This window comes from Janthinobacterium sp. Ant5-2-1 (assembly GCF_001445815.1).
In the GTDB taxonomy this organism is placed as follows: domain Bacteria; phylum Pseudomonadota; class Gammaproteobacteria; order Burkholderiales; family Burkholderiaceae_D; genus Janthinobacterium; species Janthinobacterium lividum_E.
Window position 1 is genome coordinate 51,616 of sequence record NZ_LNCE01000037.1, and the last position, 13,458, is coordinate 65,073.

The 13,458-nt window shown below is 62.1% G+C and carries 11 protein-coding genes; 6 read left to right on the plus strand and 5 right to left on the minus strand.

Features of this window, described 5'->3' with window-relative positions:
• Window positions 1-52: 52 nt before the first annotated feature.
• Window positions 53-1,267: an MFS transporter gene (locus ASN89_RS13335; RefSeq protein ID WP_058049587.1), complete on the minus strand. Its 1,215-nt coding sequence runs from the start codon at window positions 1,265-1,267 to the stop codon at window positions 53-55.
• Between the two features lie 307 nt (window positions 1,268-1,574).
• Window positions 1,575-2,774, minus strand: coding sequence for an alpha/beta hydrolase family esterase (locus ASN89_RS13340; RefSeq protein WP_058049588.1), 1,200 nt, complete (start codon window positions 2,772-2,774; stop codon window positions 1,575-1,577).
• A 239-nt stretch (window positions 2,775-3,013) separates the two neighbouring features.
• On the opposite strand from ASN89_RS13340, the gene ASN89_RS13345 reads away from it, so the two are divergent.
• Entirely contained in the window at window positions 3,014-3,616 is a 603-nt protein-coding gene (locus ASN89_RS13345) for a PRC-barrel domain-containing protein (RefSeq protein ID WP_058049589.1), read from the plus strand.
• A 215-nt stretch (window positions 3,617-3,831) separates the two neighbouring features.
• Here ASN89_RS13345 and hrpA read toward each other — a convergent pair whose 3' ends face one another.
• Window positions 3,832-7,956 (minus strand): ATP-dependent RNA helicase HrpA, encoded by a 4,125-nt coding sequence (hrpA, locus tag ASN89_RS13350; protein ID WP_414842515.1) that lies wholly within the window; start codon window positions 7,954-7,956, stop codon window positions 3,832-3,834.
• Window positions 7,957-8,127: 171 nt separating this feature from the next.
• Here hrpA and argA point away from each other — a divergent pair, with 171 nt between their 5' ends.
• On the plus strand, window positions 8,128-9,438 hold the full coding sequence (gene argA / locus ASN89_RS13355) for an amino-acid N-acetyltransferase (protein ID WP_046685875.1): 1,311 nt from the start codon (window positions 8,128-8,130) through the stop codon (window positions 9,436-9,438).
• A gap of 44 nt (window positions 9,439-9,482) precedes the next feature.
• On the opposite strand, the gene kdsA is transcribed toward argA, so the two are convergent.
• Complete coding sequence (kdsA, locus tag ASN89_RS13360; RefSeq protein ID WP_034750794.1) at window positions 9,483-10,328, minus strand: 3-deoxy-8-phosphooctulonate synthase; 846 nt, start codon at window positions 10,326-10,328, stop codon at window positions 9,483-9,485.
• A gap of 219 nt (window positions 10,329-10,547) precedes the next feature.
• On the opposite strand from kdsA, the gene ASN89_RS13365 reads away from it, so the two are divergent.
• A complete protein-coding gene (locus tag ASN89_RS13365) occupies window positions 10,548-10,820 on the plus strand; it encodes an oxidative damage protection protein (protein ID WP_034750797.1) in 273 nt (90 codons plus the stop codon).
• Between the two features lie 166 nt (window positions 10,821-10,986).
• Complete coding sequence (locus tag ASN89_RS13370) at window positions 10,987-11,523, plus strand: DUF6622 family protein (RefSeq protein ID WP_058049591.1); 537 nt, start codon at window positions 10,987-10,989, stop codon at window positions 11,521-11,523.
• A 47-nt stretch (window positions 11,524-11,570) separates the two neighbouring features.
• Here the strand turns inward: ASN89_RS13370 and rpiA are convergent, their stop codons facing one another.
• Window positions 11,571-12,248 carry a ribose-5-phosphate isomerase RpiA gene (rpiA, locus tag ASN89_RS13375; protein ID WP_058049592.1) on the minus strand — a complete coding sequence of 226 codons (678 nt, stop codon included), beginning with the start codon at window positions 12,246-12,248 and terminating at the stop codon, window positions 11,571-11,573.
• Between the two features lie 208 nt (window positions 12,249-12,456).
• On the opposite strand from rpiA, the gene ASN89_RS13380 reads away from it, so the two are divergent.
• Together ASN89_RS13380 and ASN89_RS13385 are read left to right on the plus strand one after the other, a co-directional pair.
• Window positions 12,457-12,825, plus strand: coding sequence for a response regulator (locus tag ASN89_RS13380; protein ID WP_058049593.1), 369 nt, complete (start codon window positions 12,457-12,459; stop codon window positions 12,823-12,825).
• Between the two features lie 2 nt (window positions 12,826-12,827).
• Window positions 12,828-13,454, plus strand: a complete 627-nt coding sequence (locus ASN89_RS13385) for a chemotaxis protein CheC (protein WP_034750807.1) — start codon at window positions 12,828-12,830, stop codon at window positions 13,452-13,454.
• Window positions 13,455-13,458: the final 4 nt, after the last annotated feature.

A 13,458-nucleotide genomic window follows, 5' to 3' on the forward strand; every position in this document is an offset into this window, starting at 1 on the left:
TAAACTTCGCAAGGGGTAAAACAAGGTCGAGAACAAGCGCATCGTTGCGCCATCAGTGCCGGGCCAGCCGCACCCCGCTTTCCTGGCGCCCCGCCATGCCCCGCGTAAACAGCAGCAGGCAGGCCGTGATGACCACGATGACGGGAATATTGAGCAGCGCATACGTTTCCAGCGCATAGCCGAAGCGCTGGCACAGCACGTTGTACAACTGCAGCCAGGCGGACAGATAAATGCAGTACAGCAAGCTCATGGCGGCCGTCGTCAACGTCATCGATTCCTTGCTGGCCGTGATCGCGCTGCGGATCAGGGCGCCGTTGAACAGGCCGAAGCCGATGGAATAGACAAACATGCAGGCGGCAAACACGTCGACGTGATGGCGGCCCGCGCCGGCGCCCAGCATGCCGGCGGCCGCGATCAGCCCGCCCAGGCGCAGTAGGGAAACGAGCGGGAAATCCTGGCGCAGGCGCTGGATGGCAATGCTGCTGAGAACAAAGCCAGACAAGATCACGCATTGCAGGGCGATATACGTGGCGTAGGGCGCGCCCATTTCCTGCAGCACGAAGATGGGCGAAAAACCGATCCAGGCCGTCAGGGGCACGGTGGCCAGCCCTGCCGTGAACATGCCGAACATGAAGCGCCCATTGCTGAAAATGGCCGCATAGCTGCGCACGATGGCGGCCAGGTCCGGGCGCGTGACCGGCGGCGCAGTGCGCGGCATGGTCTTGAACAGGCCCAGCAAGGACAGCAGCGACAGCAGGCCCGAGAGGAAAAAGACGTAGCGCCAGTCCAGCCGGCTGATGATGGCGCTGCCGAGGATGGGGCCGGCCAGGGGCGCAAGGATGGTGGTGCTCGACAGGATGCTGCTCAGCTTGACGGCCGCCATGTCGTCGAACAGTTCATGGATCATGGCATAGCCGACAAAGATGAAACAGCAACCCATGCCCTGGATGAAACGCACGGCGAGAAATTGCTCGATCGAGGCTGTCAATGGCACGGCCAAGGTGGCCAGCAGGAACAAGGTATTGCCAGTCAACACCAGCTTGCGCTTGCCGATGGTGTCGGCCAGGGGACCCAGGAAAATCTGCAGCGAGCTGCCGCCCAGCAGATACAGGCTCAGGGACAGGGGAACGAACTTTTTCTCCGCCTGGAACTCCTCGACGATGCCCAGCATCGCCGGCATGATCATGTCGTTCGACAGATAGATGTTCAGTTCAAAGACGAGGAAAAACGCAAAAAACCATAACAATTGCTTGGACTTGATGGACATGGCGCGTTCCGTAACGTGGGTGGCTGCCGTCAGTGCGTATCAGCCGTCGGGGCATGGGACGGCGGACACGGTTTCAAACTGAAAACGTGTACCAATTGTATACCAGTTAGTATTTTTAGCGCCTATTTTTGTGATTTTTAAATACCGCAGCAATACCACTTGAGTGAAATCCATGGTACTGCGGTATTTAGAATTCAGGCTAAAAAGGGCGCGGCCAGCGTGCCGGCGCGCTGGCCGCGGCCCTGCGGGGAAAGGGAGACGATGCGTACCAGTGCCAGCGCACCGTTGCGGCGCGCGGCACGCTGGTTTAACGGCGACGGTGGCTGGCGAAGAAATCGAGCAGCATCTTGCTGGCGTCGGGCTTGGCCTTGTCGTTGAATGGCAGGCTGGCGTCGCCGCCGCTCCATGCGTGCTCGAGGTGCTCGACCTGCGCCACGCGCAACAGCACATCCTTGCCCACCTGATAATCGTGCAGGGCATACGCATGGGCCGGATTGCGCCCGCCCGCCGTGCCGCCAGGCAGGCGCTGCGCCGTCACGGCGGTATCGAACGGCAAGCGGTTGACGCGCACGCTCTGGCGTACCAGCTGCGTCTGGTTAATGGGCCGCACCACCTTGTCGGCCAGCCCTTGCAGCAAGATGGTGGGCAGGCGGGGAAACGCAGGCTGGCGCGCCAGCACTTCATCGATGGCCGCATCGGCGCGGGCGGCGGCGCCATGCTGCATCACGCCCAGCGCGCCGATCAGGTTATGCCCGGCGCCAAACACGGGCCCGGAATGCAGGCCCAGCGCCGCGAACAGATGGGGATGATTCAGGGCCACGATATGCGCCATGCCGGCGCCGGCGGAAATGCCGCAGATATAGATGCGCGCACGGTCGATCGCATAGCGGGCCGCCACCTGCTCGATGGCGCCGACGATCAGGCGCACGTCGCCGCCGCCCTCCTGCGTCAGCTTGTCGTACCACTTCCAGCAGCGGCGCGCATGCGAGCGCAGCGACTGCTGCGGATACAGCACGGCGTAGCCCTTGCGCTCGGCCAGGCGGTTCATGCGCGTGCCGTCGGCAAACTGTGTGGCGCTCTGCTCGCAGCCGTGCAGCATCACCAGCAGCGGCCGGCCCCGGCTGCGCATGGCGGCGCTCGGCGCCTTCTCGGGCAAGTACAAAAAATACGGCAGGCGCCGGCCCGGCAACTGTCCCAGTTCCGGCAACGGCGCATAGTGGGCGGCCAGCCACTTGCCCGGCGGGGGCGCCGTTCGCTTGCGCACGCGCGGTGGCGACAGGGGCGTGGCAAAGGGCGCCAGCGAGGGCAAGGCGTCGCTGGCGGGCCTGGCGCGCGGCTTGGCGATTGTTTTGGCCTTGGTCTTGGCCACGGGCTTGCTGCGAGGTTTGGCCGTGGGCTTGGCTGGCACGGGTCCGAACAGCACCTTGGCCAGCTTGGTCGCCGTGCGCTGCTGCGCCTTACCGGCGCTCAATAGCCCGCGCAGCCATTTGGTGGCGGGCTTTACCATGGCACGCGGCGCGCGTGTCGTTGTGGAGCGTACCGCAAGTTCATCCCACTGCATCGTTGCGTCATCAGCATGTGCGGCCTCCTCCTTGGAACGCATAGAGTACCGCAATTAGCTGACAGCACCGTACGTTTGCACACGGATAAAAGTGCCGCTGGCACCATTGAGGCAGATCAAACGCGACATAGTACGTATGCTTAATCTGGATGTTCGATCAGCACTTCACACGAGGAGAGAACACCATGAGCTATCTGGACCGCGATATCCTGGGCATGTACCGCAACCACGACGGCCCGGGGCCGGCCCTGATGGGGGCCGATACCCTGATCGGGGACGATGTCTACAATCACGACGACGAGGAGCTGGGCGACATCAAGGAAATCATGCTCGACATGCGCACGGGCCAGATCGCCTATGCCGTGCTGTCCTTCGGCGGCGTCCTGGGCATGGGCGACAAGCTGTTTGCTGTGCCTTGGGAGCGCCTGACCCTGGACACCGTCAACAAGCGCTTCCTGCTGAACGTCGACAAAGACTTGCTGAAAAACGCTCCCGGCTTCGACAAGGACAACTGGCCCGACATGGGCAGCGAAGCCTGGAACCAGCAGATGGAAGCGTTCTATGGCAGCAGCACACGCTACGGCGGCGGCGCCATGGCAGGCAGCCACATGCCATCCGGCAGCGACCTGCGCAGCGGCGCCAGCCTGCAGTCGGGCAGTGAAGGCAGCCTGACCGGCACCTCCATGAGCGGCAGCCGCGCCGGCACGGGCAGCAGCCAGGGCGACCTGGGCGATCTGGGCTCGCGCTCCTCGCTCAGCGATGATGATGATCTCAATAGGCGCACTTGAGAGATCAGGTGGAACGTAGGTCGGGTAGGATGGATTAGCGGAGCATAATCCGGCCATGTTGCTGCCCATCGTTAGCGTCAAAGCGCCTCTAGAAACCGTAGCGAGCAAGTTCAATATCGCGTTGAGTAGCGCAACCGTACTCTGTACGGGGGCGCCGAGCCGGTGAGCAACGCCGACGCGATAGTGAGCTGCGCAGTAGGTTTATAGAGGCGCCATCACCGCTGCATAGATTCCCATACCTTTTGCAGGCGCTTGGCCGACACCGGCATCGGCGTGCGCAACTCCTGCGCAAACAGCGACACGCGCAGCTCTTCCAGCATCCAGCGGAAGTCGACGAGTTTCGGGTCCGTGTTCTTGCCGGCCTGGCGATCCTTGGCCTGGCGCAAGTACGGCGCGGCGGCCGATTGCCATTCGGCCATGAGCTTGGTGTCGCGCGCGGGGTCGGCGCGCAGCTTTTCCAGGCGCACGTTGATCGCCTTCAGATAGCGGGGGAAGTGCGCCAGCTGCGTGTACTCGTTTTCCGTCAGGAAGCGTTTATGCACGAGACCTTGCAGCTGAGACTGGATATCGGTGGCCGCCGCTGTGGGGATATTCTGCAGACGCTTGGGCAAGCCGTGGAATTCCGTCAGCACTTGCGACAGCAAACGGGCGATTTCATTAACCAATAACACCAGGCGCGACTTGCCCTCGGTCTGGCGCTTGGCAAACGAGACGGCGTCCAGCGGCAGCGGATCTTGCAGGCAGGCGATGTCGAGCGCCTTGTTGATGATTTGCTCGCGCAACTCTTCCTGCGAACCGAGGGCCATGAATTGCATACCCATCTGCTGCAAACCGGGAATGCTTTTCTCGACGTACTTGATCTGCTCCTTCATTTGCAGCGCGAACAGGCGGCGCAAACCGATCTTGTGCGTGCGGGCGGCCACGGTCGGATCATCGAACACTTCCAGGTCGCAATGCGTGCCCTTGTCGACCAGTGCAGGGAAGCCGATCAGGGTCAGCTTGCCCTGCACGATTTCGAGCAACTCCGGCAATTCGCCGAAGGTCCAGGCCGTCAAGCCCATGTGCTGCGAGACGGTGGCGTTGCTTGACGCCGGCGCCGCGGCAGCGGCTGCACCCTTAACGGGCGCGCCGCCCTTGCCTGCCGCCGCGTTGGCGGCTACACCCTGCGCTTGCGCCTGCAGACGCGACGCCACTTGCGCGCCCGCCACCTTGGCACCGGGCGTGCCCGTACCGGAGACGCCCGACACTTCGGCCAGTTTCTGGAAACTCTGGCGCGCCTGGCCGCCGAATTCCGCCTGCAGGGTGGCCAGGTTGCGGCCCATGTCCAGCTGGCGGCCATGCTCGTCGATCACCTTGAAATTCATGAAGTGATGGGCAGGCAGGGTTTCCGGCTTGAAGTCCGTCGTCAGCACATTGATCGTGATCTGCGTGCGGATGTCGAGAATGATGGCGTCAATCAAGTCACCGCGGCCAAACACGCCCGCTGCATGCACGCGCTCGCAGAATTTCGCCGCATAGTCGGGCAGCGGCACGCAGTGGCGGCGCAGCTTTTGCGGCAGGGATTTGAGCAGCAGATGCACTTTTTCCTTCAGCATGCCCGGCACCAGCCATTCGCAACGCTCGCGCGGCAACTGGTTCAAGGCATACAGCGGCACGCTCAAGGTCACGCCATCGCGCACGCTGCCCGGCTCGAAGTGGTACGTCAGGCCCATTTCCAGCCCCGTCACGGACATGGTTTTCGGGAACAGGTCCGTCGTCACGCCGGCCGCCTCGTGGCGCATCAGCTCTTCGCGGTTCAAATACAGCAGCTTCGGGTTGTCGCGCGTGGCTTCCTTGTGCCACTTCTCGAAACCGGCGCCATTGCACACGTCGGCCGGCAGCAGCTTGTCGTAGAAGGCGGCGATCAGTTCATCGTCGACCAGCACGTCCAGGCGGCGCGACTTGTGCTCGAGGTTTTCGATGTCCTTGATCAGTTTATGGTTGTACGCAAAGAACGGTGCGCGCGTGTCGAAGTCGCCGCCGACGAGCGCGTCGCGAATGAAGATTTCGCGCGCTTCCGGCAAGTTGAAGTTGCCGTAATTGATGCGGCGCTGGCTGTACACCACCAGGCCATATAAGGTCGCCCGTTCGGACGCCGTCACTTGCGCCGAGCGTTTTTCCCAGCGCGGCTCGCCCCACGATTTTTTCAGCAGATGCTCGCCGACTTTTTCCAGCCACTCGGGCTGGATCTGCGCCACGCAGCGCGCATACAAACGCGTCGTGTCGACCAGTTCGGCCGCCATGATCCACTTGCCCGGCTTTTTCAGCAGCGAGGAACCGGGCCAGATATGGAACTTGATGCCGCGCGCGCCCAGATACCCGGCGCCCGGCTCGTCCTCCCCCTTGAAGCCGATATTGCCCAGCAAACCGGTCAGTAAGGCCATGTGCAGGTTGTCGTAGGTGGCCGGCGCTTCGTTCAGGCGCCAGCCTTGCTCCTTGACGATGGTCAGCAGCTGCGAATGCACGTCGCGCCATTCGCGCAAGCGCATCTGCGACAGGAAATTCGTGCGGCAATTGTCTTGCAGCTGGCGGTTGGTTTTCTTGTGCTCGATGGCCGATTCGAACCAGCGCCAGATTTTCAGGTAGCTCAAGAATTCCGATTTTTCATCGGCAAACTTCTTGTGCGCCTCGTCGGCCGCCTGCTGGTGTTCCATCGGGCGGTCGCGCGGGTCTTGCACGGACAGGGCCGAGGCGACGATCAGCACTTCGCTCAGACACGCGTTATCGAGCGCGGCCAGTATCATGCGGCCCACGCGCGGGTCCAGCGGCAGCTTGGCCAGCTTGTTGCCCAGCGGCGTGAGTTTATTGACTTCATCGACGGCGCCCAGTTCCTGCAGCAACTGGTAACCGTCGGCGATCGCGCGCGCCAGCGGCGGCTCGATAAAGGGGAAGGTTTCCACGTCCGTCAGGTGCAGGGATTTCATGCGCAGGATGACGGCCGCCAGCGAGGAGCGCAGGATTTCCGGCTCCGTGAATTTCGGGCGCAGCAAATAATCCTGCTCTTCATATAGGCGAATACACACGCCATCGGCCACGCGGCCGCAACGCCCGGCGCGCTGGTTCGCGGCCGACTGGGCGATCGGCTCGACCTGCAATTGCTCCACTTTATTGCGGTAGCTGTAGCGTTTCACGCGCGCCAGGCCCGCGTCGACCACGTAGCGGATGCCGGGCACGGTCAGCGACGTTTCCGCCACGTTGGTGGCCAGCACGATGCGGCGCGCATTGCTGGTTTTAAACACGCGCTCCTGCTCCTCGGCCGACAGGCGGGCGAACAGGGGCAGGATTTCCACATGCGGCGGGTGGTGCTTGCGCAGCGCTTCGGCGCAATCGCGGATTTCGCGCTCGCCCGGCAAGAACACCAGCACATCGCCCGAACCGATGCGGCACAGTTCTTCCACGCCATCGACGACGGCATCCATCAGGTCGCGCTTTTCGCGCGCAGCTACACGTACATTCGCCGTCCGCTGGCCAGGTTTGTCGGGGTTGGCGGCACCGGGCATGGCCACCTGTTCGCGTTCCACGGGACGGTAGCGCACTTCCACCTGGTACAAACGGCCCGACACTTCGATCACGGGCGCCGGCTTTTCCGGCGTGCCGAAATGGCGCGAGAAGCGTTCCGCATCGATGGTGGCCGACGTGATGATGATTTTCAGATCGGGCCGGCGCGGCAGCAATTGCTTCAGATAGCCGAGCAGGAAATCGATATTCAGGCTGCGTTCGTGCGCTTCATCGATGATGATGGTGTCGTAGTTTTTCAACAACGGGTCGGTCTGCGTCTCGGCCAGCAAGATACCATCCGTCATCAGCTTGACGGACGCGCCACGGCTCAGGGTGTCGGTAAAGCGCACCTTGAAACCCACCGTTTCGCCCAGCGGCGTGCCCAGCTCCTGCGCGATGCGCTTGGCCGTCGACGAGGCGGCGATGCGGCGCGGCTGCGTGTGGCCGATCATGCCCTTCTGTCCCCGTCCCAGTTCCAGGCAAATCTTCGGCAATTGGGTCGTCTTGCCGGAACCCGTCTCGCCCGAGACGATGATGACCTGGTTTTCCATCAAGGCCTTGGCGATTTCCGCGCGCCGGCCCGAGACGGGCAAGTCTTCCGGATACGTGATCGGTGGCAGCGGATTGCGGAAAGCCTTTTCCGCTTCGCGCGCGGCGCGGGCTGCGTCACGGCTCTCGCGCTCTTCGCGGCTAGCCTGGTCATTGCGCGGCTGCTGCCCCTCGCGCGGCGGGCGCGGCGCGCGCTGCTGCTGTTGCTGTTTCTGTTGTTCCGCGCGCGGCGGCTGCTGCCTTTGCTGGCTCACGGGCGGGCGCTGGCGGCCCTGCGCTGGCGTGGCGGCAGGCGCGGAAACATCCCCGCTGGCGGGCACATTTGCAACGTTGGAAGGAGGGGAAGACTTATTGCTGGCTGAAGACATTGTTTTTTTACAGGTATTTTAAGCGCGCACATCGCGCAGCGAATTATAATGCGCTTAATGGAAAACCCTACCCAATTCGTCCAATGGCTGCGCTCCGTCGCGCCCTACATCCACGCCTTTCGCGGCAAGACCTTCGTGGTCGCCTTCCCCGGTGAACTCGTCAGCGCCGGGGCGCTGCAGGTGCTGGCCCATGATTTGTCCCTGCTGCATGCGCTGGACATCAATGTCACCGTCGTCTACGGCTCGCGACCGCAGGTGGCGGAACAGCTGGCCTTGCGTAACGTCGAAGGCCGCTTCCACAATGGCGTGCGCATCACGGACATTGCCGCGCTGGAATGCGCGAAGGAAGCCGCTGGCGAGCTGCGCCTCGATATCGAGGCCGCGTTCAGCCAAGGCTTGCCGAACACGCCCATGTCGCATGCGGCCATCCGTATCATTTCCGGCAACTTCATCACGGCGCGCCCGCTGGGCGTGATCGATGGCGTGGACCTGGAACTGACGGGCATCACGCGCAAGGTCGACGCCGAAACCATCCACTCCATCCTCGGTTCGGACGGCCTGGTGCTGCTCTCGCCGCTGGGCTTCTCGCCTACCGGTGAAGCGTTCAACCTCACCATGGAAGACGTGGCTTGCAGCGCCGCCATCGCCCTGCACGCGGACAAGCTGATTTTCATTACCGAAACGCCGATGATGGAAGACGCGACGGGCGTGGAAATCCGCGAACTGTCGTCGCACCAGGCCGAAGCCGTGCTGATGGCCGGCTTCCTGCCCGACGCCACGGCGTTTTACCTGAAACATTGCGTCAAGGCTTGCCACAACGGCGTCGAGCGCTCGCACATCGTGCCGTTCTCGATGGATGGTTCGGCCCTGCTGGAATTGTTTACCCATGATGGCGTGGGCACCATGATCAGCCATGAAAACCTGGAAAGCCTGCGCCAGGCCACCATCGAAGACGTGGGCGGCATCATCAAACTGATCGAACCGCTGGAAGCGGACGGCACTTTGGTGAAACGTGGCCGCGAGCTGATCGAACGCGAAATCGATTATTTCTCCGTCATCGAGCATGACGGCGTGATCTTCGGCTGCGCCGCCCTGTACCCGTTCCCCGCGCAAAAGATGGCGGAAATGGCATGCCTGACCGTCAATCCGGAAGTGCAAGCCCAGGGCGATGGCGAGCGCATCCTGAAGCACATGGAAAACCGCGCGCGCGCCGCCGGCCTGAACAAACTGTTCGTGCTGACCACGCGCACCTCGCACTGGTTCAAGAAACGCGGTTTCGTGCCGGCCACCGTCGACGATTTGCCGAAGGACCGCCAGCACATGTATAACTGGCAGCGCAAATCGCAGGTTCTCATCAAAACCTTGTAAAAAGAAAAAGCCCGGCATGCCGGGCTTTTTTTACATTCGAACCGTTATTTGATATTCAACGGCGCAAACGATTTGACCAGGTCGTCGAGCGCCTTCAGTTGCGCCAGGAATGGTTCCAGCTGGTCCAGCGGCAAGGCGCTGGGGCCGTCGCAACGGGCGTTGTCGGGGTCAGGATGGGCTTCCAGGAACAGGCCGGCGATGCCGACGGCCAGGCCGGCGCGGGCCAGATCCGCCACTTGCTGGCGGCGGCCGCCCGATGCGGCGCCACCGGGGTCGCGCTGCTGCAGCGCATGCGTGACGTCGAAGATGATGGGCAAGTCGTCGCACGTCTTTTTCATGACGCCAAAGCCCAGCATGTCGACCACCAGGTTGTCGTAGCCGAGGCAAGTGCCGCGGTCGCACAGGATCAATTGATCGTTGCCCGCTTCCTTGAATTTCTCGACGATATTGGCCATCTGGCCAGGGCTCAAGAATTGCGGCTTCTTGATGTTGATGACTTTGCCCGTTTTCGCCAGGGCCACGACGAGGTCCGTCTGGCGCGCGAGGAAGGCTGGCAATTGCAGCACATCGACCACTTCGGCCACCTGCTGCGCCTGCCATGGCTCATGCACGTCGGTAATCACGGGCACGCCGAACGCCGCCTTGACGTCCTGGAAGATGCGCATGCCTTCTTCCAGGCCCGGGCCGCGATAGGAATGGATCGATGAACGGTTGGCCTTGTCGAAGCTGGCCTTGAACACATAGGGAATACCCAGTTTTTGCGTCACGCGCACATATTCTTCGCAGGCGCGCATGGCGAGATCGCGCGATTCGAGCACGTTGATGCCGCCAAACAGCGCGAAGCTGCCGGTATTGCTGACGTCGATACCATGGACTTTCACTGAGGTCATAGGGATTCCATATTGGTTAATTGTTACTACTTGCTTGGAAGAGGCGCTGCCAGCGGCTGGCGCGATAAGGCATCTTACTAGCTGGGGCGGCGCAGATCAAATTTGATCCAGCGCAAGGGCGCGGCAAACGGCGTGTCGCCAGGCCGCGACGGCCCCGCGAGGGCAGGCGCAAAGTGCCTTATAATCACGCTTTATCTCTACACTGATTCAGGAGCACAGATGGCCCGCACGATCCACTGCATCAAACTCAACAAGGAAGCCGAAGGACTGGATTTCCCGCCGTACCCGGGCGAACTGGGCAAGAAGATTTACGAATCCGTGTCGAAGGAAGCATGGGCTGCCTGGCTCAAGCACCAGACCATGCTGGTCAATGAAAACCGGCTGAACCTGGCCGACGCGCGCGCCCGCAAATACCTGGCCACGCAGATGGAAAAGCATTTCTTCGGCGACGGCGCCGATGCGGCCATGGGTTACGTGCCCCCTACCGAGTAAATTTCAAGCATGCCCGTGACCACGTCACGGGCAGTTTCACCTGCGTTTCACGCCCTCCCCCGCCGTTTCGCGGCCATCCCTCCCCGTTTCGTCGCACACCGCTCGCCGCCCACGCCGCCGGCTGGCACAGTACGTCCATCGACAACCTCAATCCAAGGCGGACACCATGTTGCAGCAAATCTTCAGCCACACTCCCCTCTACGTCTGGGCCATCCTGGGCTTTCTCGTGTACCGGGGCGTACTGGCCAGCCGGGCGCGCGAAGTGACCTTGCGCAAGCTGTGCATCATTCCCCTGGTGATGCTGGCCCTGTCGCTGAGCGGCGTGCGTGGCAGTTTCGGCTTCGATGGCGTGGCGCCGTTCGCCTGGACCATCGGCGCCCTGGCCGGTGCGGCGCTGGCGTGGACGCTGACCGATGCGCGCAAGATCGTCGCCATTCCCGGGCGGGCCAGCGTGCAGCGTCCCGGCAGCTGGGTGCCGCTGATCCTGATGATGAGTATTTTCTGCATGAAATATGCGGTGGCCGTGACCCTGGCCATCGCCCCGGCCTACGCCCATGCGCCCGGCTTCATTGTGCCTGTCTGCCTCGCCTATGGCTGCTTCAGCGGCATCTTCCTCGGCGGCTTGCTGCGCACCATGGCCGTGTACCGGGCTGTGCAAAGTGAAGGCTGGGGTCAGACCCGGCGGGGGAATGCGCCCCAGTGAGGCGCATTCCGATCACGCAGTGACTGACCCCGGATTGCTGCTGCGTATCAGTATGCCAAAGTACGCACGCCTTCCGGCATGCCCAGCAGGCAGACATTCGCCCCGCGCACGGCGAACAGGCCGACGGCGATGACGCCGACGATCTGGTTGATCTGCTGTTCCAGCGCCACCGGGTCGGCAATTTTCAAGCCCAGCACGTCGATGATTTCGCCGCCATTGTCCGTAATGAACGCTTGATCGCTGCCGGCCTTCAGGCGCAAGCGGGGCGTGCCGCCCAGCGCGGCCAGCTGGCGCGACACGGCGGCGCGCGCCATCGGCACCACTTCCACGGGCAGCGGGAAGGCGCCCAGGGTATCGACGAGCTTGGAGCCGTCGGCAATGCAGACGAACTGCTTCGCGACGGAGGCGACGATCTTTTCACGCGTCAATGCCGCGCCGCCGCCCTTGATCATGGCGCCGCTGGCCGTGATTTCATCGGCGCCGTCGATGTAGACGGCGATCGACTCGACGTCGTTCAAGTCGAAGACGGGAATGCCATGGCCTGCCAGGCGCGCGGCCGTCGCTTCGGACGACGCGACCGTGCCCTTGATGGTGTCCTTGATCTTGGCCAGTTCATCGATGAAAAAGTTGGCGGTGGAACCGGTGCCGACACCGATGATTTCACCAGCCACCACATAGTCTATGGCGGCGCGGGCTACGGCTTGCTTCAATTCGTCTTGGGTCATGGCAAAAAAAGGCTAAAGTGGGGAATACCGCTATTTTAACGGATTGCCAGCCTGGCCAGCCTGCCATGATGACGGGCCATGCGACGGGATACAACAGCCAAGCGGGAAACCTTTGCCCCAGGGCAATTCCCCAGCCAATTACTCTCTATGCCCCCTAAAATATGCGAAAATGGCACGATAGCCCGATATGACGTCCCAGGAATAGCACATGAATCACAGTAAACAGGTACTTGTTGTCGATGACAGCCGGGTTTCACGTTTGATGTCGCATCAATTCATCCTCAGCAAACATGCCGACTGGCAAGTGATTGAGGCGGCGACGGGTGAAGAAGCCCTGGAAAAAGTCAAGACCGTCAGCCCGGTGCTGATATTACTGGATGTCAACATGCCCGGCATGGGCGGCGTGGCGGCGGCGGAACAATTGCGCGCGCTGTGCCCGCAAACGCACATCGTTCTCGTCACGGCGAATGTGCAAAACGCCATCCGCAACCGCGCCAGCGAACTCGGCGTCGGCTTCATGGAAAAACCGATCACGGAAACCCGCATCCACCAGCTGATCGTGTCACTGGGACTGTGAGCATGGTCAATCTCTCCGAACTCGAAAACGATGCCCTCGTGGAGATATTCAACATCGGGGTGGGCCATGCGGCGGCCGCGATGAGCGAGATCGTCAATGAAGAAGTCACCATGTCGGTGCCGTCGATCACCTTCCTGAACCGTGCCGACGCGGCTGCTTTGCTCGGCAGCAAGAAAGATGGCGAACGCATCTGCGGCGTCAGCCAGCATTACGATGGCGCCTTCGCCACCGAAGCCATCTTGATGTTCCCTGAAGACAAGAGCCTGGAAATCGTGCGCCTGATGGTGGGCGACGCCATGCCGCTGCAGGAACTGACGGAGATGGAACAGGAGGCGATGAGCGAAATCGGCAACATCATCCTCAATTCCTGCGTCGGGACCCTGGCCAACCTGTTCGACAGCGAACTGCATGGCTCGCTGCCCCTGTACCACGTGGGCACCAGCGCGGAAATCCTCTCCTCGTTCGGCGGCGACGATGACGACGCCGTCGTGCTGATGCTGCATATCGACTTCGTGCTGTCCAAGCACCAGATCCACGGTTATGTGGCATTCGTGCTCGACCTGTCCGCCTTGCACGACCTGAAGCAGCAGGTCAGCCGCTATCTGGCCAAGGTCCTGGGACAGGCGTGACGAT